General features: G+C 62.5%; 20 protein-coding genes. 14 read left to right on the top strand and 6 right to left on the bottom strand.

Annotation, left to right across the window (positions count from 1 at the left end; all coding sequences use genetic code 11):
* Positions 1–2: 2 nt before the first annotated feature.
* The 4 genes from Q0X18_RS08680 to gmk form a co-directional block, all read right to left on the bottom strand.
* Positions 3–1,574 carry a DNA repair protein RecN gene (locus Q0X18_RS08680; RefSeq protein ID WP_297561083.1) on the bottom strand — a complete coding sequence of 524 codons (1,572 nt, stop codon included), beginning with the start codon at positions 1,572–1,574 and terminating at the stop codon, positions 3–5.
* Between the two features lie 99 nt (positions 1,575–1,673).
* Positions 1,674–2,132, bottom strand: a complete 459-nt coding sequence (argR, locus tag Q0X18_RS08675; RefSeq protein WP_297561081.1) for an arginine repressor — start codon at positions 2,130–2,132, stop codon at positions 1,674–1,676.
* Between the two features lie 156 nt (positions 2,133–2,288).
* A complete protein-coding gene (gene rpoZ / locus Q0X18_RS08670; RefSeq protein WP_297561079.1) occupies positions 2,289–2,597 on the bottom strand; it encodes a DNA-directed RNA polymerase subunit omega in 309 nt (102 codons plus the stop codon).
* 181 nt (positions 2,598–2,778) lie between these two features.
* Entirely contained in the window at positions 2,779–3,450 is a 672-nt protein-coding gene (gmk, locus tag Q0X18_RS08665; protein ID WP_297561076.1) for a guanylate kinase, read from the bottom strand.
* A 111-nt stretch (positions 3,451–3,561) separates the two neighbouring features.
* Between gmk and Q0X18_RS08660 the strand changes: the two genes are divergently transcribed.
* The 9 genes from Q0X18_RS08660 to dusA all read left to right on the top strand — a co-directional run bounded on the left by Q0X18_RS08660 (position 3,562) and on the right by dusA (position 17,797).
* The gene (locus Q0X18_RS08660; protein ID WP_297561074.1) at positions 3,562–5,016 is read left to right on the top strand and encodes a glycoside hydrolase family 13 protein; all 1,455 of its coding nucleotides are present in this window, start codon (positions 3,562–3,564) and stop codon (positions 5,014–5,016) included.
* Positions 5,017–5,293: 277 nt separating this feature from the next.
* Positions 5,294–8,245, top strand: a complete 2,952-nt coding sequence (locus Q0X18_RS08655; protein WP_297561072.1) for an adenosylcobalamin-dependent ribonucleoside-diphosphate reductase — start codon at positions 5,294–5,296, stop codon at positions 8,243–8,245.
* Between the two features lie 267 nt (positions 8,246–8,512).
* Positions 8,513–9,784 carry an ABC transporter substrate-binding protein gene (locus Q0X18_RS08650; protein WP_297561071.1) on the top strand — a complete coding sequence of 424 codons (1,272 nt, stop codon included), beginning with the start codon at positions 8,513–8,515 and terminating at the stop codon, positions 9,782–9,784.
* 233 nt (positions 9,785–10,017) lie between these two features.
* Positions 10,018–10,899 carry a carbohydrate ABC transporter permease gene (locus Q0X18_RS08645; protein ID WP_013014341.1) on the top strand — a complete coding sequence of 294 codons (882 nt, stop codon included), beginning with the start codon at positions 10,018–10,020 and terminating at the stop codon, positions 10,897–10,899.
* Positions 10,889–11,737 carry a carbohydrate ABC transporter permease gene (locus Q0X18_RS08640; protein WP_297561066.1) on the top strand — a complete coding sequence of 283 codons (849 nt, stop codon included), beginning with the start codon at positions 10,889–10,891 and terminating at the stop codon, positions 11,735–11,737. The genes Q0X18_RS08645 and Q0X18_RS08640 overlap by 11 nt, the downstream gene beginning before the upstream one ends.
* A 106-nt stretch (positions 11,738–11,843) precedes the next feature.
* Positions 11,844–14,132: a glycoside hydrolase family 31 protein gene (locus Q0X18_RS08635; RefSeq protein ID WP_297561064.1), complete on the top strand. Its 2,289-nt coding sequence runs from the start codon at positions 11,844–11,846 to the stop codon at positions 14,130–14,132.
* A 19-nt stretch (positions 14,133–14,151) separates the two neighbouring features.
* Entirely contained in the window at positions 14,152–15,660 is a 1,509-nt protein-coding gene (locus tag Q0X18_RS08630) for a carboxypeptidase M32 (protein WP_297561062.1), read from the top strand.
* Positions 15,661–15,722: 62 nt separating this feature from the next.
* Entirely contained in the window at positions 15,723–16,748 is a 1,026-nt protein-coding gene (ispH, locus tag Q0X18_RS08625) for a 4-hydroxy-3-methylbut-2-enyl diphosphate reductase (RefSeq protein WP_297561059.1), read from the top strand.
* 17 nt (positions 16,749–16,765) lie between these two features.
* Entirely contained in the window at positions 16,766–17,797 is a 1,032-nt protein-coding gene (gene dusA / locus Q0X18_RS08620; RefSeq protein WP_297561056.1) for a tRNA dihydrouridine(20/20a) synthase DusA, read from the top strand.
* Here dusA and dprA read toward each other — a convergent pair.
* Positions 17,782–18,795, bottom strand: coding sequence for a DNA-processing protein DprA (gene dprA / locus Q0X18_RS08615; protein ID WP_297561054.1), 1,014 nt, complete (start codon positions 18,793–18,795; stop codon positions 17,782–17,784). The genes dusA and dprA overlap by 16 nt on opposite strands.
* Before the next feature lie 49 nt (positions 18,796–18,844).
* Between dprA and era the strand changes: the two genes are divergently transcribed.
* Both era and Q0X18_RS08605 read left to right on the top strand, forming a co-directional pair.
* A complete protein-coding gene (gene era / locus Q0X18_RS08610) occupies positions 18,845–19,759 on the top strand; it encodes a GTPase Era (protein ID WP_297561052.1) in 915 nt (304 codons plus the stop codon).
* Between the two features lie 3 nt (positions 19,760–19,762).
* Positions 19,763–19,984 (top strand): DUF2905 domain-containing protein, encoded by a 222-nt coding sequence (locus Q0X18_RS08605; RefSeq protein ID WP_297561050.1) that lies wholly within the window; start codon positions 19,763–19,765, stop codon positions 19,982–19,984.
* On the opposite strand, the gene Q0X18_RS08600 is transcribed toward Q0X18_RS08605, so the two are convergent.
* Positions 19,956–20,375 carry a group III truncated hemoglobin gene (locus tag Q0X18_RS08600; RefSeq protein WP_297561048.1) on the bottom strand — a complete coding sequence of 140 codons (420 nt, stop codon included), beginning with the start codon at positions 20,373–20,375 and terminating at the stop codon, positions 19,956–19,958. The genes Q0X18_RS08605 and Q0X18_RS08600 overlap by 29 nt on opposite strands.
* Positions 20,376–20,568: 193 nt before the next feature.
* Between Q0X18_RS08600 and Q0X18_RS08595 the strand changes: the two genes are divergently transcribed.
* The 3 genes from Q0X18_RS08595 to pxpB all read left to right on the top strand — a co-directional run bounded on the left by Q0X18_RS08595 (position 20,569) and on the right by pxpB (position 23,955).
* Positions 20,569–21,546 carry a deoxyhypusine synthase family protein gene (locus Q0X18_RS08595; RefSeq protein WP_297561045.1) on the top strand — a complete coding sequence of 326 codons (978 nt, stop codon included), beginning with the start codon at positions 20,569–20,571 and terminating at the stop codon, positions 21,544–21,546.
* A gap of 113 nt (positions 21,547–21,659) precedes the next feature.
* Entirely contained in the window at positions 21,660–22,412 is a 753-nt protein-coding gene (locus Q0X18_RS08590; protein WP_297561043.1) for a LamB/YcsF family protein, read from the top strand.
* A 43-nt stretch (positions 22,413–22,455) separates the two neighbouring features.
* Entirely contained in the window at positions 22,456–23,955 is a 1,500-nt protein-coding gene (gene pxpB, locus Q0X18_RS08585; RefSeq protein ID WP_297561041.1) for a 5-oxoprolinase subunit PxpB, read from the top strand.
* Positions 23,956–24,068 lie beyond the last annotated feature (113 nt).

The raw sequence follows: 24,068 nt of genomic DNA, 5'->3' as shown, positions 1-24,068 counted from the left end.
GGTTACGAGCTTACGCCCAGCAGTAGCTCGCGCGCGTGCTCGAGGGCAGCCTCGGAGTAGCTGCCCGAGAGCATGCGGGCCAGCTCCCGCACCCGCTCCTCGTCGCGTACCCGCTGTACTTGCACCCCGGCCTCATGCTTGACCACCCGGAAGTGGTTCTGGGCTCGAGCAGCAATTTGTGGCAGGTGGGTCACTACCAGCACCTGGCGTTCCTGGGCCAGCCGGAAAAGCCGCTCGGCTACCTGCCAGGCGGCCTCACCTCCTACCCCAGCGTCTACCTCATCGAACACCACCGTTTCGGCCTCGGTGCCGGTCAATAAGGCCAGGGCTAGCATGACCCGCGAAAGCTCACCCCCCGAGGCTGCTTTTTCCAATGGGGCCAGGTTCAGGCCGGGGTTGGCCGAAAAAAGCAGCTGTACTTCCTCGAGCCCCTCGGGGCCGGGGGTCTCCAAAGGCAGCAACCCTACTTGAAACTGCGCTGAAGGCATCCCCAGGGCCCGAATTTCCTCGACAACCTTTTGTGAGAGCGCCTCGGCAGCTTGGGTGCGAGCCTCGGTAAGCTGCCGCCCTGCTTCCAGAAGTGCTTTCCAGGCTGTTTCTTTTTGGCTATAGAGCTGACTTAGGCGATCCTCGGCCCCCTCGAGTTCTACCAGTTCCTGCCGGGCAGTCTCGGCAAACTCGAGGATGGCCGGGATGCCTTCACCGTACTTGCGCCCCAGCTTCTCGATCAGGGCCAGCCGGGCCTCTACCTCGTCGAGGCGTTGGGGGTCGGCCTCGAGGTTTTCCAGATAATCTTCTAGTTCGCGGCTCACTGCCCGTAATGCATCCAGGGCAGTCTCCAGGTCGCGGCCCAGGCTCTCCAGATGGGCATCAAAGCGGCCCGCCGCTTTGACCTCCCTCGAGGCCAGGGTCACCAACCCCAGCGCATCACCCTCCCCGCTCAGAGCGCCTATCGCCGCCGAAACCCGCTCACGCAGGGTCTCGAGGTGCCGCAGGCGCTCCGTCTCTTGCCTAAGCTGCTCCTCTTCTCCCACGACCAGCCGGGCCTGATCTATTTCCGCAATCTGAAAACGCAGAATATCCAGCTTGCGCTCACGCTCGCGGGCTGCTGCTTCCAAGCGCCCGGTCTCGCTCAAAATGGACTGATACTGTGCAAATGCACGCTGATAGCGCTCCAGCAAATCCGGTTTGATCTGAGAGTCGAGCAGCCTGCGCTGGGCCTTACGATTGAAGAGGGCCAGGGCTGCGTGCTGAGCATGAATCGTGAGATGCAGGGCGGTCTCCTCGCTCAGCTCCCTCAGACTGACCACTTCGCCGTCGATACGGGCCGTGCTGCGACCTTGCGAGACCCTACGTGAGAGACTCTTTCCCCCAAAAAAAGCTGTGACCAACAGAGTCTCGGCTCCGGTGCGTATAAGGCCATCGGCCTTTTCGCCCAGAAGCAGGGATAAGGCGTCTACTAGCACGCTCTTGCCAGCTCCGGTTTCGCCTGTAAGCACGGTCAGCCCTGGGCTAAACTCGAGCGTTACCTGCTCCAACACCGCCAGGTTTTGCACCTCGAGGCGCTCTAACATACCCAGAGATCAGGGTATCACATTGGTTTTGTTGATAACAGAATGGCCTATGCTTTGAAGAGGCCACGCGCTGCAGCTTTGGGCCTGGAGGAGGTGCAATCAGGTTAGAAGGGCCTCAAATTCTTCCTGTAAATTTTCGGCGGCCTGAATGGTGCGGCCCACCACCAAAATGGAATCCTCGCCAGCGATGGTGCCCACAATGTCGTCGCGCCGAAGCCGGTCGATCAAGAGCGCAATGCCAGACGCGTGCCCCTCCGAAACCTTCAGCACCACGATGTTTTCTCCACGATCTACGTCTCGCACAAAGGTGGGAAAAATGCGTCGGAGTTCGTCCATCACATCTTCGGAGAGCTCGAGGTGGGCCAGGGCGTACTTATGCTTGCCTCGCCCCAGTGGAACTCGTACCAGACGCATCTCGCTAATATCCCGGCTGACCGTGGCCTGGGTTACGTCGAAGTTCATCTTTCGTAGCCGCTCCACGAGCTGAGCCTGGGTAGAAATACTTTCCCGGCTGATAATTTCCTGGATGGCACGATGCCGCTGCTCCTTGCTTGCCATAGCAACTCCCTGAATACCGGATTGAGATTATACAGGGCCAGCACAGCTAATGCACCAAGAAATAATGCGATATAGGAAGCTTTACCGTTCCTTGCTCCATGCATGAAGATGCGGGCTGGCTCTGAGCAGCCCGCACGCGCCAAACAGCACCTTGTTTTAATCTGCGGGTTCGACGACCTCGCGTGGATACATCTGATCGAGAAACTTGGTGAGCCGATCTTCGGGGATTAAGTTTTCACCGATTAGAAGCCGCCCGGTCTTGAGCTCCTGCATAGCCCAGGTCACAGCGTTGGGGTCTGGCTTGTCGCCTTCCAGGGTGCGCATCCGGGGGTACTCGTCGGGGCTCAGTACAGTGTTCTTGAAGTCGTAGCGTAAAAGCTGCTGGGCTCGCTTGGCCGTTACTACGGTCAGGCGATACTTCGAATCGGTCAGGGCCAGAAGGGTGTCGATGCCGGGTTCTGCCATAGGTATACCTCTGCAACCAGGTTCCGATTGTACATCAAAAAGGGATGTTCGTGCCGAGCTTACTGGAGGGCCTCATCCAAAACTATAAGGATAGAAGCAGCAACGGCATGCACTTTCTTGGTAGAGCATGCTAAAGGATAAGAACGGGGCTGTATGAGGAGTCCCCTTATCGCAGCTCCCGCTATTTACTGGCTTCGCCGGCCTCGAGCCGCTTGCGCTCGATCTCATCGAGTTCACTTTCTAGGGCAGGGTCTTTTGAGAGGGCCCGCTCGATGGCCTCGGTCATACGGGGCTGCAACAGCCGCTCGGCTTGTATAATAGCCGCGAAATCAGAGACCGCCTTGTCAAGCTGGTCGTTGACCAGTACATACTTGAAGCGGTCGGCCATGCGAATCTCTTCTACTGCTCGCTCCAGTCGTTTGCGAATTTTGGCTAGGCTGTCGGTTCCGCGCACCAGCAGCCGGCGCCGTAACTCTGAAAGAGAGGGTGGGATAATGAAGACCAGAATAGCCTCCGGCATGGTTTTCTTTACCTGCAAAGCACCCTGAACCTCGATTTCCAGGAGCACGTCTTGTCCCTTGCTCAACGCTTCCTCGACCGGCTCTTTAGGGGTGCCGTAGTAGTCATCCACATACTGGGCCCACTCGAGAAAACCGTTTTGTGCGATCCTGCTTTCAAACTCGGCCTTGCTGACAAAGTAGTAATCCACCCCGTGCCGCTCGCCTGGCCTGGGCGGGCGGGTGGTCATGGAGATGGAGTAGTACATGCGGTGATACTCCAAGAGCCGCCCTCGAATGGTACCCTTGCCCACTCCTGAGGCCCCGGTCATGACAAAGAGATTCCCACGCGGCATAACTTTGGCATCCTATCAGAGCCGGGTCTTTAGCGCCAGATATTTGTGCGGCTGCACTTGAGATTTGGCCCATAGGGTTTAGACTAACCCTGGCAACGTGCAGGAGTTTGAATGACACCAGAGTGGGTCAAAGACGCGGTTTTCTATCAGATATTTCCGGATCGCTTTCGTATAGGGCAGGGACCAGCGGGCCATCCCGCGCCGGTACAAAGTGCTTTTGAGGCCTGGGACGCACCCCCTACCCTGCGCGGCTTCAAGGGGGGCAACCTCTGGGGAGTTATCGAGAAGCTGGATTACATCAAAGAGCAGGGCTTCAATGCCCTGTACTTCTGCCCAGTCTTTGCTTCAACCGCCAACCACCGTTACCACACCAGCGACTACTTTCAGGTAGACCCCATCCTGGGAGGCAATGTGGCTTTGCAGCGATTGGTGGAGGAAGCCCACCGGCGCGATATTCGGGTGGTTCTGGACGGGGTATTCAACCACTGCGGACGGGCGCATTTCGCCTTCCAGCACATCATCGAAAACGAGGCCGCCTCACCCTACCTGGAGTGGTTTCATGTTTACAAGTTCCCCCTAAATGCCTATGCCAAGCATGCTAACTACGCGGCCTGGTGGAATAACCCCGAGCTGCCCAAGTTCAACACCGCCAACCCCGAGTGCCGGGAGTATCTGCTGTCGGTGGCGGAGTACTGGCTTCAGTACGGCATCGATGGCTGGCGTCTGGATGTGCCTAACGAGATCGATGACGATGATTTTTGGCGTGAGTTTCGCCAGCGGGTGAAGGCCCGCAACCCCGAAGCCTATATCGTGGGTGAGATCTGGGACGATGCCAGCCGCTGGCTGAGGGGCGATCAGTTCGATGCGGTGATGAACTACCCCCTAGGGCGGGCCATTCTGGGCTTTGTAGGAGCCGATTTACTTGACAAAGACCTGGCTGCCAAGAGCGGCCTGGGGCGGCTGGAGAGTCTGGGGGCCATGGCCTGCCACCATCGCCTCGAGGATCTCTTCAGTCGCTATGGCTGGGATATCGTGACCGCGCAGATGAACATCATGACCTCGCACGACACCCCCCGCATCTTTAGCCTTTTGCGGGGCCAGCTCGAGCGGGTACAGTTGGCCTTTGCCATGCTCTTTACCCTGCCGGGAGCACCCACGGTCTACTACGGCGACGAAATTGGCATGGCCGGAGGCCACGACCCCGACAACCGTCGGGGCATGATCTGGGATGAGTCTCGCTGGCATAAGCCCATTCAGCGCACCATCCAGCAGATGTCGGCCCTGCGCCGGTCGTTGCCGGTGCTGCGCCGGGGGCGTTACCAATACCTGTATGCCCAGGATGGACGCCTGGCCTTTGCCCGTACCCTCGAGCCTACAAGCGTGGTGGTGACTGTTAACGCATCCCCTGAACCCTGGCGCGTCCACATACCCCTACATGGGCTGTGGCCGCGCGGCGAACAGGTAGTAGACTTGCTGTCGGGTAAAACGGGCCGTTGTGTGGGGGGTTGCCTCGAGGGCGGTATTCTAGAACCCTTTACCCTGGCAGTATGGCAGACCCTGGAATAAACCGCTGGGATGATCTGGGTATTTCTGTTTGCAACAGATTTAACAACTGTTGAGCCACTACTTTTAGTAGCTATTTTACTTCAAATCCACAATATGCAATCTTTGCTTTTCAATAAGCCCAGATGTATTATGTACTTATCGAATCATCCTCGTTCTTAATCGTTTTCCTGGCTACTTGCCAGAAATACACAACCAGTAGTAGCATTTAGCGCGGAAACCCCCATATATAGTGCCACCAAAGTGGCTGGGGAGTTTTTACTCGAAATTGGAGGAACCCATGAATAGCTTTGAGCCCGCACTTTTCGATGATCACGCCCAAGCCATTGCCAAGCGCCAGTACATGCAGCCGGGAGATGGGGATGTATTTGGTATGTTTCGTCGGGTGGCTACCTGGGTGGCTTCACCGGAAAAATCCGAGCAGGACAAAGCCTACTGGGGTGAGCAGTTTTATCGCTTGATGGCCTCGAAGCGCTTTTGCCCTGGCGGGCGGGTGCTGGCAGGCGCGGGAACCCAGCACGGCAACGTTCTAAACTGCTTTGTACAGGGCGCGACCGAACACGACCCCAGCAGCTTCGATGGGGTGCTGGAAGTGGCGACCAAGCTGGCCCTGGTGACCAAGGTGGGCGGGGGTAACGGGGTCAACCTCGATCCCTACACTTCCCGCAAAAGCGCAGGCCCCCGCGGCACGGTGCGCGGTTTCGCGTACCTTGCTGCCGACCATGCCGACGTCGAAGACTTCATCAAGGGCATGATGCGCCCCCCCATCAACCCCGATGGTGATAAGGAACAGATCACCGTACGCAACTGGACGCGGGTGGTCTACGGCCTTCTAAAGCCCGAGCTCGCGGCGCTGGCCCGGCGCAACGGGGTGATGACGGTGCGGGAAAAGCCCGGCGATACGCTGATCGTGCCCGATGATATGCGCGGCATTATCGAGGCTGCCAAATCGGCTCTGGGTTTGGCTGTAAAGGGCCAGGAACCCCATGTGGACTTTAGCAGTCTGCGGCCTGAGGGGGCGCCCATCCGAGGCAGTGGTGGCACCAGCAGCGGCCCGGTGAGCTTTTTGGTGGAGATTTTCGATAACTTTTTGGAGTGGGCCAACCTTGGAGCCGAAAAAGCCGGCCCCGTCGCCACCCTGCGCTATGTGTACGCCCCGGTGCTGCGGGTGGTGCGACAGGGCGGAACCCGGCGTGGCGCCGGGATGGCGACCATCGCCATTGACCACCCCGACCTGCTGGACTTCCTGACCGCTAAGGATCTCGACCGCGAGGCCAGCGAGGGCGATATCTCTACCTTCAACATCTCGATTCTGGTCACCGAAGCCTTCTGGCAAACCCTTCAGGCTGATGGGCTATGGGCAGTGGAACCTTCGGAGGTGCCAGGCAAATACTACCCCTACCCGGTGCAGGGGCCCTACACAGGGGCGCTGCCCGACCTGCCCGAGCGTGCCCAGGATGGCGCCCGGCCCATCCCGGTCTACGACGGCAAAGTGCCGGCTAAGTGGCTCTGGCACGAGATTGCCTGGCACGCCTGGGCCACCGGTGAGCCCGGCTTGATCTTTGTGGATCGCATTAACGAGCTTTCGGCGCTCAAGAACCTGGGGCCGCGCTATCAGATTCGCTCGACCAATCCGTGCGGGGAAATCCCTCTTACGGTGGGCGAACCTTGCGACCTGGGGGCCATCAACCTGGCCGCCTACGTGGAAAACGGCGTGTTCAACTTTGCCGAGTTCCGCAAGGATGTGCGCACCGCGGTACGCTTCCTGGACAACGTGCTGGACGTGAACGTGTTTGCCCTCGAGGACAACCGTGTCGCCAGCCAGATCCTGCGCCGCCTGGGCCTGGGGGTGATGGGCCTGGCCGACATGCTCATCAAGATGGGGCTGCCCTACTCCTCGGAGGCGGGCCGCCGGGTGGTGGCCCAGGTGATGAACGCCATGCGCGAAGAGGCCATCGCCGAGTCGGAGCGGCTGGGCCAGGAGCGCGGGGTGTTCCCGCTTTATGAACAGCACCGGGCTGCTTTCGAGGCGCTGGGCATCCGCCCGCGGCGCAACGTGGCGGTGCTGACGGTGGCCCCCACCGGAACCACCAGCATGCTGATGGGGGTCTCGAGCGGCATCGAGCCGATGTTCTCGCCCTTCATGTGGCGGCGCATCGGCGGGCAGTACAAAGCCCTGCTGCACCCCTTGTTTGTAGAGATGATGGAGCAGTTCCCGGCCACCGGGCCGTTCGAGAAAGACGGGGCCTGGAACTGGGACGCCATTATCGAGGCCATCCAGGCCAACCACGGTAGCGTGAAGGGACTCGAGGGCATCCCCGCCGCCATCGCCGCGGTGTTTGAAGGGGCCCACGACGTGCCCCCGCTGGACCACGTGCGAATGCAGGGGGTGGTGCAGACCGCCTTCGACGCCGAGGGCTATGCGGCCAACTCGCTCTCCAAGACCATCAACCTGCCCAACCAGGCCACCGTAGAAGACGTAGAGGCGGCCTATACCGAGGCCTACATGACTGGCTGCAAAGGCATTACGGTCTACCGTGACGGCAGCCGCGAGTACCAGGTGCTCTCGGTAAGCAAGGAAGAAAAGAAAGAGGAGAAGACCGAGGCCAAGAGCCAGGAGACGGTGGCCGTACAGCCCGCCCTTCTGGAGGTTCCGCCCAGCCCAGAACGTACCGCCCGCCCCATCTTCGAGCGCACGGGCCGGCTGGTGGGCTACACCGATATGGTCAAGCTGACCGCTGCCGACGGCACCCGCCGGGGCTTCCTGGTTACGGTGAATATGCAGGGTGAGCACCCGGTGGAGGTAATTCTGACCTCGGGCAAGGCCGGCGACGAGGCCAACGCCGATAGCGAGGCGCTGGGCCGCATCATCTCCAAGGCCCTGCAATACGGTGTGCCGGTAGCCGAACTGGTCAAAACCCTGCGCGGCATTAATGGCGGCCTGTACGGCAGCTACCAGGGCCGCTTCGTGACCAGCAAAGCTGACCTGATTGCGGTGGCCCTCGAGACCACCAGTAAAATCCAGATTGCCGAGGCCGATCGTAAAGCCACCCAGATACCCCCCGACGACCACATGGTGCCCCAGGCCATGCAGCGGGCCATGACCGCGCCCATCCAGAATATCAAGCCAGGCTTAGGGTTAGGGAAGTGCCCCGAGTGCGGCGATGAAAACCTGGTGCGCGAGGAAGGTTGCACCAAGTGCTATAGCTGTGGGTACAGTAAATGTGGGTAGTGTGGCGTACTGCGCAGACTAGATGAGTCGGCAGGCTGCTACGCCTCAAAAGCGTCCTGCGCCTTGCAATAAACCCGGTATGGCAGCTTGGCCTTACCGGGCTTCAATTTTGCCGTCTCCGTGCTGCTTTTCGGCAATGAGCATTGGGTTGACAGCGTAAGATGGCTGGTATAGACTTCGCGCAGGAAGTTCTTCCAAAAGATGTTGAGCCAGCTGTGTTGATGGTTGACTTGCCGTGGAAGCACTTCCAAATAAATAGGAGGAAATATGAAGAAATGGCTGATAGGTGCATTGGCCCTGACCCTTACTGTGGGCGGGCTGGCCCTCGCCCAGGGGGTAACCATCCGCGTGGCGGGCGACTCGACCGCGGTGGGTGAAGGTGGCCGCTGGATGAAGGCTAAGGCAGAGGAGTGGGCCCAAAAAACCGGCAACAAGATCGAGTACATTGACTCCCCTGCCGATACCAACGACCGTTTGGCCCTGTACCAGCAGTACTGGGCAGCCCGCAGCGCCGACGTTGACGTGTACATGATCGACGTGATCTGGCCTGGCATTGTGGCGCCCCATGCGGCCGATCTCAAGCAGTTCTTTACCGAAGCCGAGCTGAGCCAGTTCTTCCCCCGTATTGTGGAAAACAACACCATCCGAGGCAAGCTAACCTCGATTCCTTTCTTCACCGATGCGGGTCTGCTCTATTACCGCACCGATCTGCTGCAGAAGTACGGGTATCAGCGCCCGCCCCAGACCTGGACCGAGCTCGACCAGATGGCTACCAAGATTCAAGCCGGCGAGCGCCAGGCCGGTAACCGCGACTTCTGGGGTTTTGTCTGGCAGGGCAAGGCCTACGAAGGTCTGACCTGCGACGCGCTGGAGTGGATCTTCTCCATGGGCGGCGGACGCATCATCGAGCCCGATGGCCGCATCAGCATCAACAACGCCCAGGCCATCGCCGCCCTCAACATGGCACGGAGCTGGGTGGGCCGCATCTCGCCTCCCGGTGTGACCAGCTACGCTGAAGAGGAAGCCCGTAACGCCTTCCAGTCGGGCAATGCTGCCTTTATGCGCAACTGGCCCTATGCTTACAGCCTGGGCCAGAGCGAAGGTAGCGCTGTGCGCGGCAAGATTGGCGTGACCGTATTGCCCCGTGGAGCAGGCCAAGGCGGCCGGAACGCCGCAACCCTGGGCGGCTGGCAGTTGATGGTCTCGACCTACTCCCGCAACCAGCGGGTTGCTGCTGATCTGGTCAAGTACCTGACCAGCGTGGAAGTCCAGAAAGACAACGCCATCAGCCTTTCGCGTCTCCCCACCCGGCCCGCCCTGTACAACGACCCTCAGGTGCTGGCCAAGAACGCCTTCTTCAAGGATCTGCTGCCGGTGTTCCAAAACGCCGTGGGCCGTCCTTCGGGCGTAGCGGGTGCCCGCTACAACCAGGTCTCCGAGGCCTTCTGGACGGGTGTACACGAAGCTATCACTGGACGTAAGCCCGCGGCCCAGGCCGTGAGGGACATGGAAGCTGCCTTCCGGCGCATTCTGCGCTAGACTGCCATAGTGGTGCGAGATTGGGGTCGGATATCCGGCCCCAATCCTTTATAGAGTTACCCACACTAACTTTTAGGGAGGCTCTCTCACGGTCGCGTTGCATGACATATGATGCGGCCAGGTAGGGCTGAGAACCACGCTTTGAATATGCCTGCACAAAGCAATATAGTAGCGGTGTCTTGGAACAATACCGCTGGCTGTCGAGGTTCGACTTTGGGTGGAGGTGTATGTAGATGCTCACAATTCGACAAACCCGCTTAGCCTGGCTGCTGGTACTGCCTACGCTCCTGGTGGTGGCGTTCGTGGCTGGCTACCCACTGGCTCAGGTCTTTTACTACTCGTTTCACCGGGCCGATATTTCGTTCGTGGAGCCGACCGAATTTGTGGGTTTCAAAAATTACATTTTTTTGCTGCAGGATCCCGACTTTAGAGGCGCACTTTGGAACACCTTGCGTTTTACGGTGGTCTCGGTTTTCCTCGAGACCGTTTTGGGACTGGCCATTGCCCTGGTGATTCACTCCAACTTCAGGGGCCGGGGTATCGTACGGGCGGCCATCCTGATTCCCTGGGCCATCCCCACGGTGGTCTCGGCCAAGATGTGGCAGTGGATGCTCAACGACATCTACGGGGTGATCAACGTCATCCTGGTAAATACCGGTTTGGTGGCCAACAAAATCGCCTTCCTGGCCAACCCCAATACCGTGCTGTGGGCCATGGTGGCGGTGGATGTGTGGAAGACCACACCCTTTATGGCCTTGCTGCTTTTGGCCGGGTTGCAACTGATTCCGTCCGACATCTACGAGGCCGCCGACATTGACGGGGCCAGCAAGTGGCAGCAGTTCTGGACGCTCACGCTCCCGCTGCTCACCCCGGCCCTGGTGGTGGCCCTTATTTTCCGCACCCTGGATGCGCTGCGGGTTTTCGACGTAATTTTCGTGATGGTGGGGGTCAATACCGCTACCCGAAGCCTGGCCATTTACAACCGCCAGACCCTGATTGACTTTCAGGATCTGGGTTACGGTTCTGCGGTATCGGTGGCGATTTTGGTGATCATCTTTATCTTTGTGGTGCTCTACATGCGCGTAGCCGGAAAGGGGGTGCGCGGTGAGGACTAGAGGTTGGAGTTACTACCTGGGGCGGCTGCTGTTTTATGCGCTGGTGGTCTTTATCGTGGTCTACAGCGTGTTTCCTTTTTACTGGGCGGTGATTAGCAGCTTCAAGACCAGCGACGCGCTGTTTAGTTCGAACCCCAGTTTTTTGCCGGTGCCCTTCACCCTTACGCATTACCAGAATGTCTTTAGCGGAGCGGAGTTTGGCCGCAACCTGCTCAACTCGCTGATTGTGGCAGGGGGGGCCACCCTGATCTGCCTAGTGCTGGGGGTGATGGCCGCTTATGCCCTGGGCCGGCTGCGCTTTCCCCCTAAAAACGCCGTACTTTACCTGGTGCTGGCCATGACCATGTTCCCCCAGGTATCGGTGCTCTCGGGTATGTTTGTGCTGCTGCGGGAGACGGGTTTGTTTAATACCCATGCAGGTCTGATTCTTTCGTATCTGCTGTTCACCCTGCCCTTTACCGTGTGGGTGCTGACCGGCTACTTCCGGGGTTTGCCGCGGGAGCTCGAGGAGGCCGCTTACGTGGACGGGGCCACGCCCATGCAAACCCTGATCAAGGTCATGCTGCCCCTCACCGGCCCCGGTCTGGTGACCACCGGCCTGCTGGCCTTTATTGCCGCCTGGAACGAGTACCTCTTCGCCCTGACCTTTACCATTGGCAACAACGTGCGCACCGTGCCGGTGGCCATCGCTTCGTTTGGCGGGGCCACCCCCTTCGAGATTCCCTGGGGTTCGATTATGGCGGCCTCGGTGGTGGTGACGGTGCCGCTGGTGATCCTGGTGCTGATCTTCCAGCAGCGCATCGTGGCCGGGCTGACCGCAGGTGCGGTGAAAGGCTGAACCATCGTTTTGCACAGGCATACACCGGAAGCCTCGAGGTTCTAGAAATCCGCGGCCCGGTTGGGGGTGTCCGGGATTCTTGAGCAAGCTAGGCTAGGGAGGCTTTTTGAACGAACTGCTGAACTGGGAGATTCCCTTTGATCGGATGGATCGGCTGGCCCTCGAGGGGGGGCTGGTGCAGGCTAGGGTGGAACAGGTCGAACACGAGGGGGTGCGGGCCTGGCGGTTTCTGCTGACCCAGCGGCCCCGCGACGCTACCAAGGAAGGCCCGGCAGTGCAGGGGGTGGTGCGTAGGCAACCCCAGAAGGTGGCGGAAAGCTACCTCGCTGAAGGGCTTTCGCCGCTGGTGCCGGGGGAGCAGGGGCTTGGGTGGGGGGGCCTCGAGCTGGCCTTCTGGGGCTGCCCGCACCGCGAGGCTCCACCGCTGCTGCGGCTACTCACCGACGGCGTACCCTACCCCTTGCTGGCCCTTAGCTTTCCGCTGGGAGCAGCCCGCTACCTGGGGCTGGGGGAGCGGGTGGGGGGGCTCGAGCGCCGGGGGAGGCGTTACTGGAACTTTACCGCCGACCAGCCCCCCCGGCCAGGCCGCGACCCCCTCTACCAGGCCAGCCCCCTTCTGCTGCGGGTTGAGGGCGACCGGGCCTGGGGGCTGCTACTGGACGAGAGCCATCCCAGCCTGTTCGACCTGGGCTTTTCCCATCCCGCCGAGGCCCGCCTGGCGGTGGCCGGCCCTACCCTCGACCTGTACTTGCTGGAAGGCAGCCTGCTGGAGGTGGTGGCCGGCCTGACCCGTCTGACCGGGAGGCCGCCCATGCCCCCCCTGTGGGCCCTGGGCTACCACCAGTGCCGCTACAGCTACGCCGACGAAGCCTCGGTGCGGGAGGTGGTGGAGCAGTTTGCTGCCCACGGGCTGCCCCTGGAGGCAGTCTGGCTCGACATCCACTATATGGACGGGTACAAGGTCTTTACCGCCAGCCCCCAGCGTTTCCCCCGGCTGGCCGCCCTGGCCCAGGAGTTGTCGGATCAGGGGGTGCGGCTGGTGCCCATCGTGGATCCGGGGGTGAAGGCCGAGGAGGGGTACGCGGTATTTGAGGAAGGCAGGCGCCGTGGGGTGTTCATTCAGGACGACCGGGACGAGCTGCTGGTGGGGGGGGTCTGGCCCCGGCGGGCGGTCTGGCCCGACTTTAGCCGCGAGGAGGCTCGCGCCTTCTGGGCCGAAGAGGTGCAGAAGTTTGCACAAACATACGGGTTCGCGGGCATCTGGAACGACATGAACGAGCCCGCGGTGCTGGAGCTGGGGGGTGCTGAACCCCCCGACAAGGCCCTGCCCCTCGCGGCCCGGCAGGGGGTTCTGAGCCACCTCGAGGCCCGCAACCTGTACGCCCTGGGCATGGCCGAGGCCACCTACCGGGGCCTGCAAGCCCTGGGGCGGCGGCCCTTCATCCTGACCCGCAGCGGTTTCCCCGGCATCCAGCGCTACGCTTTCGTGTGGACGGGCGACAACGAAAGCCGCTACGAGGATCTGGCCCTCTCGGTGCCGATGCTGCTTTCCCTGGGGCTTTCGGGAATACCCCTGGCCGGCGGCGATGTGGGTGGGTTTGGCCTGGACGCCGAGCCCGAACTGCTGCTGCGCTGGACGTGGTTGGGCGCCCTGTACCCCTTCTTCCGCAACCACAGCGCCCTGGGCACCCGCCGCCAGGAGCCCTACGCTTTTGGTGAGCCCTGGACGAGCCAGATGCGCGAGGCCCTGCGTTTCCGCTACCGATTGCTGCCCTACCTCTACAGTCTGGCCCGCACCGCCCACGAGGAGGGGCTGCCGCTCTTGCGCCCGCTTGGGCTGCACTGGCCCAAGGAGGCAGCGGCCTGGCGCGACGACCAGTTTTTGCTGGGCGAAGCTCTGCTGGCGGCCCCGGTGCTCCGCCGGGGGGAGCGGGCCCGCGAGGTTTACCTACCGCCTGGGGGCTGGCAGGACTTCTGGAGCGGCGAGCGGCTGGAGGGCTCTAGTTTTCACCGAGTCGCCGCCCCGCTGGAGCACCTGCCGCTTTTTCAGCGGGCCGGCACGGCTATTCCCCTAACCGAGGCCCGCTACCCGACCCGCTCTGCCCGCTGGCCCTTCCTCTGTTTCCGGGTGGCACTGGGGCCGGAAGTGCGGGGCCGGGTCTTCGAGGATGCGGGCGAGGGTGGGGATGAAGGGGCCTGGAGCGAGCTCGAGGGCGTTTTTGATGGAGGGCGGCTCGAGCTTCACTTTACCGACCGCTCCGGCCACAGCCGGGAGGGGGTGGTGGCCGAGGTCTGGGGAATAGCGCCCCCCACACGCGGTCAGGGATATGCGTACCAGAACGGCCTCCTGCAGCTTGATTTACGGACAGGTGGGGCCTGGGTGGCCTGGGACTGAACCGCTATGATGGGCGGGTATGACGCCGCAAGAAGCATACCGTTGGCTTTTGGAACACAGCCGCGAAACCGCCTGCCTGGCCTCTTTTGGCAAGCTGGCCGGATGGGATCAGGCTACCTACACCCCTAAAAAGGGACATGCCCACCGGGCCCAGATGCAGGCTGCGCTGGCCAAGGTGCTGCACCAGCGGGCCACCGACCCCCGCATCGGCGAGATGCTGGCGGTGGTGGAGGGTTCGGACTGGCTGGGGGAGCCCGAATCGGTGGAAGCGGTGAATGTGCGGGAGTGGCGCCGGGCCTACGACCTGCAGACCAAGGTACCCGAGCGCCTGGCGGTGGAGCTGGCCCAGGCTACCAGCGAAGGAGAGACCATCTGGCAGGAGGCCCGGCCCAGGAACGACTGGGCCGGTTTCAAGCCGGCGCTTAAAAAAATCTTCGGCCTCACCCGCGAGCTGGCTGAGGCGCTGGGCTATCGGGAGGAGCCTTACGACGCCTTGCTGGATCAGTACGAGCCGGGGGCTACCGCCAGGCAGCTCGAGCCGGTCTTCGCCCAGCTACGCCAGGCTACCGTGAGGCTCCTGGAGCGGCTCGAGGGTAGTGCGCGCAAACCTAACACCGCAATTCTGCACCGATCTTTTCCCCTGGCCGCGCAAGAGGCCTTTGGGCTCGAGGTTTTGGCGACCCTGGGCTTCGACCTCGAGGCGGGCCGGCTCGATGTGGTGGCCCACCCCTTCATGCAGGGCATCGGCCCCGGCGATGTGCGCCTGACCACCCGCTACGACGAGAACTACTTCAACACCGGCTTTTTTAGCATCGTACACGAGATGGGGCACGGCCTGTATGGGCAGGGGCTTTTGCCGGAGCACTTCGGCACCCCCATGGGCACCGAGATCTCGCTGGGGGTGCACGAGTCCCAGAGCCGCACCTGGGAGAACCTGGTGGGGCGTAGCCTGGGATTCTGGCGCTTTTTCTGGCCCAGAGCCCAGCAGTATTTCGAGTCGCTGCGGGATGTGCGCTTAGAAGACTTCCACTTCGCCGTCAACGCGGTGGAGCCGAGCCTGATCCGGGTGGAGGCCGACGAGGTGACCTATAACCTGCACATCCTGATCCGCTTCGAGATCGAGCTGGCGTTGTTGCGGGGAGATCTGAGCCTGGAGGAGGCCCCCGAGGCCTGGGATGCCAAATACCAGGCCTATCTGGGAATAAAGGCCCCGGAAATAAAAGACGGTCTGATGCAGGATGTGCACTGGTCGGCGGGGCTCATTGGCTACTTCCCCACCTACACCCTGGGTAACCTCTACGCGGCGCAGTTTTTCGCCAAGGCCGAGCAGGAGCTGGGCGGCCTCGAGGCTAGGTTCGAGCGCGGTGAGTTCGCACCGCTGCTTAACTGGACACGCGAGAAAATCCACCATCAGGGCAGCCGCTACTGGCCCCGTGACCTGCTCCGGCATGTAACCGGCGAAGACCTTAACCCGCAGTACCTGGTAGAGTATCTAACCCGCAAATACACCGCGCTTTATGGGGTCTAGAGCAGGGTGCAGCCCTGGCTTACAGAGCAGGGAAAGCGCCTGTGCTAAGGTAGGCTCTTGGTATGGTTGAGCGGATCTATCTGGCCAAACCCCGGGGCTTTTGCGCCGGGGTGGTCATGGCCATTGAGGCAGTGGAAAAGGCGGCTCGAGCGCTGCGCGATGAGGGCGAACTGGTGGTGTACCATGCCATCGTCCACAACGATGTGGTGGTCAAACGGCTGGAAGAACAGCACGGGGTGCACTTTGTCGAAGACCTGGCCGAGGTAGAGCAACTACGCGACGAGCTGGCAAAAGCCGGCAAAAAGCTGAACGAAACCGTGGTTTTCTCGGCCCACGGGATTCCTCCCTGGCTGCGTACCGAGGCCGCCCAGCGCAACCTGCACCAGATTGATGCGACCTGCCCCCTGGTGACCAAAGTCCACAGTGAGGCCAAGCGCTATGCAAAGGAAGGCTACTGGATTTTGCTGATTGGCGACTCCGCCGACCACCAAGAGATTAAGGGAACACGCGGCGAGGCGCCGGAAAACACCATCCTGGTGGCGGTGCACACCCACGTGGGGCGCGACCCCCGCCTGGCCGACCCCCGCACGGTCGAGGTGCCCGACCCCGAAAAGGTGGTGGTGCTGACCCAGACCACCCTCTCGGTGGACGACACCCTCGCCACCATCGAGATTCTCAAGCAGCGCTTCCCCAAGCTGGTGGTGCCCAGCCGCCACGACCTGTGCTACGCCACCAAAAACCGCCAGGATGCCGTTAAGCGGATCGCGCCCAACGTGGACTTGTTTCTGGTACTCACCAGCCTGGCCTCTTCCAACGGGATGCGGCTGCTGGAGCTGGCCCAGAGCCTGGTGGGCCGGGCTGAGCGCATCAATACCGTGCACGACATCCAGCCGGAGTGGCTCCAGGGGGTGCGCACGGTGGGCATTACCTCGGCGGCCTCGACCCCGGACGACCTGGTGCAGGAGGTGGTGGCCTATTTCCGTGGCCTCAACCCCAACCTCGAGGTCATCGAGGAAGGCGAGTGGGAGGATATCGAGTTCCGCGAGCCCAAACGCTTATCGCCCCAGGAAGTTCTGGCAGGCGCCTGAATGCTCATAGGCTTCAAATGACCACCACCCCGATTGTCCACGCTACGAATCCCCACCGGCTGTCCGTCGCGCCGATGCTGGACTGGACCGACCGGCATTTTCGCTATCTGGTGCGGCTCATCTCCAGGCGGGTGCGCCTGTATACCGAGATGGTGGTGGATCAGTCCATCTTGCTGGGCAACCGGCCCAAACTGCTGGATTTTAGCCCCGAAGAGCACCCGGTGGCCCTGCAGCTAGGGGGCTCGGTGCCGGAAAAGCTGGCCGAGGCGGCCCGGATTGGCGAAGCCTGGGGCTACGACGAGATCAACCTGAACCTGGGCTGCCCTTCGGAGCGCGTGCAGGGGGGTGGGTTTGGGGCCTGCCTGATGCTCGAGCCCGATCTCGTGGCAGAAAGCATGGCGGCCATGCGACAGGCCGTGAAAATTCCGGTCACGACCAAGCACCGGCTGGGGGTGGACGAGGTGGAGGACTACCGTTATCTGGCCCGCTTCGTCGAAAAACTGGCCGGGGTGGGCATAGAGGTATTTATCATCCACGCCCGCAAGGCCTACCTCAAGGGGCTCTCGCCCGCCGAAAACCGCACCATCCCCCCGCTGCGCTACGACTGGGTCTACCAGCTCAAGCAGGACTTCCCCCACCTGACCATCGTGCTGAATGGGGGGGTGCGCACGCTGGAAGAAGTTCAGGCCCATCTGGCTAAGGTGGACGGGGTGATGCTGGGGCGGGCGGTCTACGAGGATCCTTTTGTGCTCGAGGCAGCGGATCGGATGCTGTTTGGCGAGGCCCGCGCCACCACCCGCCTCGAGGTGGCCCAGGCCATGCTGCACTACACCGAGGCCCAGCTCGAGCAGGGCACCCCGCTATGGGCCATTGCCCGGCACATGCTCAACCTGTTCAAGGGGCAGCCCCGTGGCCGCCTGTGGCGAAGAATACTCTCCGAGCGGGCCTGCCGGCGGGGAGCAGGGGTGGAGGTGTTACAGGAGGCCCTCGAGCAGGTGGCGGCCTCTGGAGAGGTTGCTCCTGAGCTAGCCCATTACGCTGGGCTGTAGCGCCCTGCGCTGCTCTGCACCAGTCCCTTAAGCTCGAGCATCATCAGCACCGAGAGAACCTCGCCAGTGGAAAGGCCGGTGGACTGTGCGAGGTCGTCGGGCAGGGCCTCGGGGAACTCGAGCAAGGCCCGGTAGACTTTAGCTTCGCTTCCCTCCAACTGCACGGCCTGCTTTTTGGGGGCCAGCACCCCCAGGGCGTTCAGCACGTCCTCGGTGTTCAGCACCAGCCCGGCTCCGTCCTGAATCAGCCGGTTGCAGCCCAGCGAAAAAGTATCGCCGGGCCGACCCGGTACGGCCAGCACATCGCGGCCCAGCTCTGCTGCAAACCTGGCGGTAATCAGACTGCCGCTTTTTTCCCCGGCCTCCACCACCAGCACCGCCCTGACGAAGGCCGCCACGATCCGGTTGCGCCGGGGAAACAACCCGGCCTGTGGGGGGGTGCCCAGTGGGAACTCCGAGAGTACGCTCATCCTCTCGGCCAGGGCGCGGTTCTGGGCCGGATAGAAGTGGTCTATGGCGCTGCCCAGCACCCCCAGGGTATAGCCGCCCCCGTCCAGGGCCCCTTTGTGTGCGGCGGCATCTATGCCCAGAGCCAGCCCCGAGATGATCCCGATGCCAGCCTCGGCCAGCTCGCGGGTTACTTTGTGCGTCCAGGCGGTAGCCCAGGGGCTGGCTTTGCGGGTGCCCACAATTCCGATGTTGCGCTCGGAAGGAGGTAGTTCCCCTTTCAGGTACAGCACCATGGGCGGACTCTCCAGGTGCCGGAGCACCTCTGGGTAATCCTCCTCCCAGAGCCCGATCAGCCGTACCCCCAGCCGGGCTGCCTGTGCGCGCTCCTGTTCGGCCAGGCCGCTCTGAAGGGTTCTGGCATAGCCTGCTGCAATTTCCGGGCCCAGCACCTCGGCCACAGCCTCCACGCTCAGGTCGGTTGAGAGGGCTTGCTGCAGGCGTTGGGGGCCAATCTGGGGAGTGAGCGCAAGGGCCAGGGGGTCGGGCATAACTCGCTACAGGATAACGGATGTGGGGAAGGCCTCTATACTAGGAGGCGTGACTGAAGGCACGACCTATTCCGGATTTGTAGCTGTGGTGGGCAAGCCCAACGTGGGCAAGTCTACCCTGGTCAACACCATGCTGGGCGTGAAAATCGCCCCCATCAGCCCTAAGCCGCAGACCACCCGCAAGCGGGTGCGCGGTATTCACACCGAGGGCAACCGCCAGATTGTATTTGTGGACACGCCGGGCTGGCACGAAGCCTCCGATGCCCTGAGCGAGTACATGATCCGGCAGATTACTGAGGCCCTGGCCGAGGTCAACCTGGTGCTCTGGCTGGTGGATTTGCGCCACCCCCCTACCCACGAGGATGAGCTGGTGGCGCGGGCTTTGCGGCCCCTGAAAGATCAGGTGCCCATTATTTTGGTCGGGAACAAGGCCGATGCCGCCAAGTATCCCGAGGCTGCGCTGCAGGCCTACGCCGAGCTTTTGCCGGGCCTGGAAACCCGTATGATCTCGGCGCAGAATGAGCGCGATGCCAAAGCCCTGCGGGACGAGATCCTTTCCCTGTTGCCCGAAGGCCCCTTCTTTTTCCCTGAAGACTACGCCAAAGGCGACCAGACCCCCGAGGAATGGGCGGCCGAGATCGTGCGCGAGGAGGCCATGAAGCGCCTCAAGGAAGAGATTCCCTACTCGATTGCCACCAAAACCGAAGCGTTTGAGCTGCGCCCTGCCCCCGCCGGCGGGGGCGGAGGAACCTTCTACATTCAGGTGAACATCTACGTCGAGCGCGAGAACCACAAGCCCATCCTGATTGGGGCGGGGGGGCGCAAGCTCAAGGAAATTGGGGCAGCCGCCCGCAAGCAGCTCGAGGTCTTTCTGGCCCGCAAGGTTTACCTGGACTTGCAGGTCAAGGTCTACCCTAACTGGCGCAAAGACCCTGAAGCTCTACGCGAACTGGGCTACCATTGAAGCATGGAGATCGGGCGCGCGTTGGTGGCCCTGGGCCTGATGCTGGTGCTGTTGGGTCTGGTGTGGCTGTATGCCCCGGGGCTGCTGGCCTGGTTTGGCCGCCTGCCCGGCGATATTCGCCTCGAGCGCGAGGGTTTTCGCTTTTACTTTCCCCTCACCTCCATGCTGCTGGTGAGTCTGGTGCTGAGCCTGCTATTCAATCTGCTTTGGCGCTGGTTTCGCTAGGGGCATCCCGAACCCCGAGCGGGAGGCTATTTTGCTGGGAGACTCGAGCGTAGATGGTGCGGGCCACCGAGTGAGCGAACTGCTTCATGGTGCGGGCGTTCTCCCCGGCAAAGTGCTCGTCGATGGTTTGCGTAAAGAGCTCGAGCCAGCGTTGAAAGTGCTCGAGCCGGAGGGGCTTGCGGGCGTTGAGCAGCAGGTGCTTGTACATCATGCCGCCCTTGTAAGCCCCGGTGCGCCACAGGATGTTCTCCCAGAAGTCGTAGATGACCGGCAGGTGGTTCATCAGGTCGAGGCCTTCGAATAGGTAACCGATCTGCTCGTCCTGGATGGCTCTGGCATAAAACCTGTCTACCACAACAGCGATGTCGGCTCGGGACTCGAGGTCTTTCACAGGCCCCACCATACGCCGGGCAGGCACCTGTGGGTAGTGAGCAAAGCCCCTATTTTTGACTGCCCACACAACCCCAGGTACACTTTTCAGTTGGAGCTCGGCGGGACGCCTTTGTCCCTGGAGCACCGTGGCGCTTGGTCTGAAGACCAAAGGGGGGAGCCACCATCGCCCACCCCGCGAGAATGGAGCTTGTATGCCAGGTGGAGAAATTTCAAAGTTTCTGAAGCACCATTTTCGTCACTTCAACGCCGCCACCCTGGTGGAGGCCGCCGAAGCCTACCGCGCCCACCTCGAGCAAGGGGGGGTGATGATGGTCACCCTGGCCGGGGCCATGAGCACTGCCGAGCTGGGTCTCTCGCTGGCCGAGATGATCCGGCAGGACAAAGTGCACGCCATTAGCTGCACCGGGGCCAACCTGGAGGAAGACCTCTTTAACCTGGTAGCCCACCATCACTACGAACGCATTCCCAACTGGCGCGAACTGACCGCCTTGGATGAGCAGAAGCTCCTGGAGCGCCACCTCAACCGGGTGACCGATACCTGCATTCCCGAGATGGAGGCCATGCGGCGGCTCGAGCAGGCCCTGCTAGACGAGTGGGAGGCCGCCGATAGGGCCGGGGAGCGCTACTTCCCGCACGAGTTTTTGTACCGCATTATCCGCTCGGGGAAGCTCGAGCCCTACTACCAGATTGACCCCAAGGATAGCTGGATGGTAGCGGCGGCCGAGAAAAACCTGCCCATCGTGGTACCGGGCTGGGAGGACTCCACCACCGGCAATATGTACGCCGGCCACTGCCTCAATGGGCACATTAAAAACGTCCACACCGTGCGTACCGGCATCGAGTACATGATGATGCTGGCCGAGTGGTACGTAGAGACCTCCAAACAGCACTCCATCGGCTTCTTCCAGATTGGCGGGGGCATCGCGGGCGACTTCCCCATCTGCGTGGTGCCCATGTTGCACCAGGATATGCAGCGCCCCGATATTCCGGTCTGGGGCTACTTTTGCCAGATCTCCGACTCCACCACCAGCTATGGCTCCTACTCGGGGGCCGTGCCCAACGAGAAAATTACCTGGGGCAAGCTGGCCGTGGACACGCCCAAGTTCATCGTCGAGTCGGACGCCTCGATTGTGGCCCCGCTGATGTTTGCCTTGGTGCTGGGCTGGTAGGCACAAACCCGCCTGGAGTTGGGTTTTCACCTTACCGAACCCGAGGCAGCGTGCACTTTTGGAAGAAGGTTGGATTGTTGACAACCCGGCGTAGCTGATTATTGTGTGAATTAATGCAGATTGACCTGAATGCCGATGCAGGCGAATCCTTTGGCAACTGGAAGCTGGGGCGGGACGAGGAGCTGTTCCCCCTGCTGAGTTCGGTGAACGTGGCCTGCGGGTTTCACGCTGGCGACCCGCTCACCATGGGGCGCACCCTCGAGCTCGCCCAAAAGACCGGCCTGGCGGTGGGGGCCCACCCCGGCTTCCCCGACCGGGTGGGTTTTGGGCGGCGGGAGATGGCGGCCACGCCCGAGGAGATCTACGCCGACGTGCTCTACCAGGTGGGGGCCCTGAGCGCTTTTCTGAAGGTGCGGGGCCTGCCCCTGCACCACATCAAGGCCCACGGGGCCCTGTACAACCGGGCCACCAAAGACCCCCCGACCGCCCGCGCCATCGCCCAGGCGGCCCTGGACTTCGACCCCCAGGTGCCGCTGGTGGTGCTGCCCAACACCCCACTGGAGCAGGAGGCCAAGCGCCTGGGGCTCCGCACCGTCGCCGAGGCTTTCCCCGAACGGGGTTACAGCCGCGACGGTCGGCTGGCCCCACGGGGAACCCCTGGGGCCTGGATTCACGACCCCGCCGAGGCGGCCCGTCGGGCGGTGCAGATGGTGGTGGAGGGCCGGGTGGCAGCGGTGGATGGGGGCTGGGTGGAGGTGCGGGCCCAGACCCTGTGCATCCACGGCGATAACCCCAACGCGGTCGAGATTGCCCGGGCCGTGCGGGAGGCGCTGCAGGCCGAAGGGGTGACCATTGAGACTTACTGAGTAACGGCCTGCTGCCTGTTCAGGAGCGGTATCCTGGCCTTGCATGACCCTGACCGGCTTCTACCTGCCTTTCTCCGAACAACTCGACCTCGAGGCCAGCGCTAAAATGCTGGCCCTGACGCGGGCCCTGCTGGCCCACCTGCTGCCGGGTGTGACCGACGTGGTGCCTGGCTATGTGAAGCTCTACCTCGAGTACGACGCCGAGCGGGTCGCGCGGGCGCGGGTTCTGCGCTGGGTGCGCCGGCATCTGGAGGCGCTGTCCGATGCGCTAGCAGGCAAAGAGGCCGAGATCCCCATCCGCTACGACGGGCCCGACCTGGCCTGGGTGGCCGAACAAACCGGCCTTTCGGTCGAGGAAGTGGTACGGCTGCACAGCCAGGCCCCTTACCGGGTGTTCGCCACCGGTTTCACACCGGGCTTTCCCTTTCTGGGGCCCCTGCCCGAGCGCCTGCGGCTGCCCCGAAGGGGGACGCCCAGAGCCCTGGTGCCGGCCCACGCGGTGGCGATTGCCGGCAACCAGAGCGGTATTTACCCACTGCCCTCGCCCGGCGGGTGGCACCTGATTGGCACTGCGCTCACCCAGGTCTACAACCCCCACCGCGCGCCGGTGTTTTTGCTGGAAGCCGGCGATCGGGTGCGGTTTGTGCCGTCTGAAGGCCCCACCCCGGCGGTGCCCGCCCTCAAGCCCTTGCTGCCAGCGGCCCCGCGGTATCCGGCGCTGCGGGTGGAGGAGCCGGGCCTGCTGGATCTGGTGATGGACAGCGGGCGACGCATGGCCGGGCGCCTGGGGCTGGCGGCCTCGGGGGCGCTGGATGGGCGGCTGGCGGGCCTGGCCAACCGGCTGGTGGGCAACCCCCCGGATGCACCGCTCCTGGAACTGACCCTCAAGGGCCCTGTGCTGAGTGCGTTGCGGCCGCTGGTGGCCGTCTTTGTGGGCTACGGGATGGTGCCCCTGGTCAACAGCGTGCCCATGCCTGTGGCCCAGACCTTTGCTTTGCGCACCGGCGATAAGCTGCACTTTGCCTCGGCCCCCGACGGCGTGCGGGGCTACCTGGCCCTGGCGGGGGGTATTGAGAGCGATCGCTTCTATGGGAGCGCCAGCACCGACTTCAGGGGGCTGATCGGGCGGCCCTTGCAGGCCGGTGATGTGCTGGGGGTGGCGGAGGTGCGGGGGGCTCGAGCGGGCTTCGGCTTTGCCCTACCCCCTCTGGGAGTGCAGCGGGTGCGCCTGCTGCCGGGGCCGCAGTACAGCCTGGAAGCGATGCGGGCTTTGTGCGCTGGAACCTACGAGCTGGCCTCGGGGGATCGGATGGGGCTCCGGCTTGTGGGGCCGGAGGTGCCAGGGGGCGAGCTGATCAGCGAGGCCACCCCGCTGGGGGCGGTGCAGATTACCACCGAGGGCCAGCCCATTGTGCTGCTCAACGACCGGGGCCGCATCGGCGGCTATGCCAAGCCGGCGCTGGTACATCCCGCCGACCTGCCCTGGCTGGCCCAGCTTCGCCCTGGGCAGACGGTTCGCTTTGTACCGGCTGCCCTCGAGTAGCCCCACATTTTGATAGCCTGCCAGCTCATTTTGCCCATAGCCTGAACCGTGGGGCACATACCCACGGGGGGTAGTGAGCTGGGTGGTTTACAGCCTGGGCCGAACTTGCCACA

The sequence above is a fragment of the Meiothermus sp. genome (assembly GCF_026004075.1).
GTDB lineage: Bacteria > Deinococcota > Deinococci > Deinococcales > Thermaceae > Meiothermus.
This window is presented reverse-complemented; position numbering and strand designations above follow the sequence as displayed.

Excerpts from the sequence above, each read along its gene's own strand:
- Q0X18_RS08680 (WP_297561083.1), bottom strand. The coding sequence starts at position 1,574 with ATGTTAGAGCGCCTCGAGGTGCAAAACCTGGCGGTGTTGGAGCAGGTA.
- argR (WP_297561081.1), bottom strand. The coding sequence starts at position 2,132 with ATGGCAAGCAAGGAGCAGCGGCATCGTGCCATCCAGGAAATTATCAGC.
- rpoZ (WP_297561079.1), bottom strand. The coding sequence starts at position 2,597 with ATGGCAGAACCCGGCATCGACACCCTTCTGGCCCTGACCGATTCGAAG.
- gmk (WP_297561076.1), bottom strand. The coding sequence starts at position 3,450 with ATGCCGCGTGGGAATCTCTTTGTCATGACCGGGGCCTCAGGAGTGGGC.
- Q0X18_RS08660 (WP_297561074.1), top strand. The coding sequence starts at position 3,562 with ATGACACCAGAGTGGGTCAAAGACGCGGTTTTCTATCAGATATTTCCG.
- Q0X18_RS08655 (WP_297561072.1), top strand. The coding sequence starts at position 5,294 with ATGAATAGCTTTGAGCCCGCACTTTTCGATGATCACGCCCAAGCCATT.
- Q0X18_RS08650 (WP_297561071.1), top strand. The coding sequence starts at position 8,513 with ATGAAGAAATGGCTGATAGGTGCATTGGCCCTGACCCTTACTGTGGGC.
- Q0X18_RS08645 (WP_013014341.1), top strand. The coding sequence starts at position 10,018 with ATGCTCACAATTCGACAAACCCGCTTAGCCTGGCTGCTGGTACTGCCT.
- Q0X18_RS08630 (WP_297561062.1), top strand. The coding sequence starts at position 14,152 with ATGACGCCGCAAGAAGCATACCGTTGGCTTTTGGAACACAGCCGCGAA.
- ispH (WP_297561059.1), top strand. The coding sequence starts at position 15,723 with ATGGTTGAGCGGATCTATCTGGCCAAACCCCGGGGCTTTTGCGCCGGG.
- dusA (WP_297561056.1), top strand. The coding sequence starts at position 16,766 with ATGACCACCACCCCGATTGTCCACGCTACGAATCCCCACCGGCTGTCC.
- dprA (WP_297561054.1), bottom strand. The coding sequence starts at position 18,795 with ATGCCCGACCCCCTGGCCCTTGCGCTCACTCCCCAGATTGGCCCCCAA.
- Q0X18_RS08605 (WP_297561050.1), top strand. The coding sequence starts at position 19,763 with ATGGAGATCGGGCGCGCGTTGGTGGCCCTGGGCCTGATGCTGGTGCTG.
- Q0X18_RS08595 (WP_297561045.1), top strand. The coding sequence starts at position 20,569 with ATGCCAGGTGGAGAAATTTCAAAGTTTCTGAAGCACCATTTTCGTCAC.
- Q0X18_RS08590 (WP_297561043.1), top strand. The coding sequence starts at position 21,660 with ATGCAGATTGACCTGAATGCCGATGCAGGCGAATCCTTTGGCAACTGG.
- pxpB (WP_297561041.1), top strand. The coding sequence starts at position 22,456 with ATGACCCTGACCGGCTTCTACCTGCCTTTCTCCGAACAACTCGACCTC.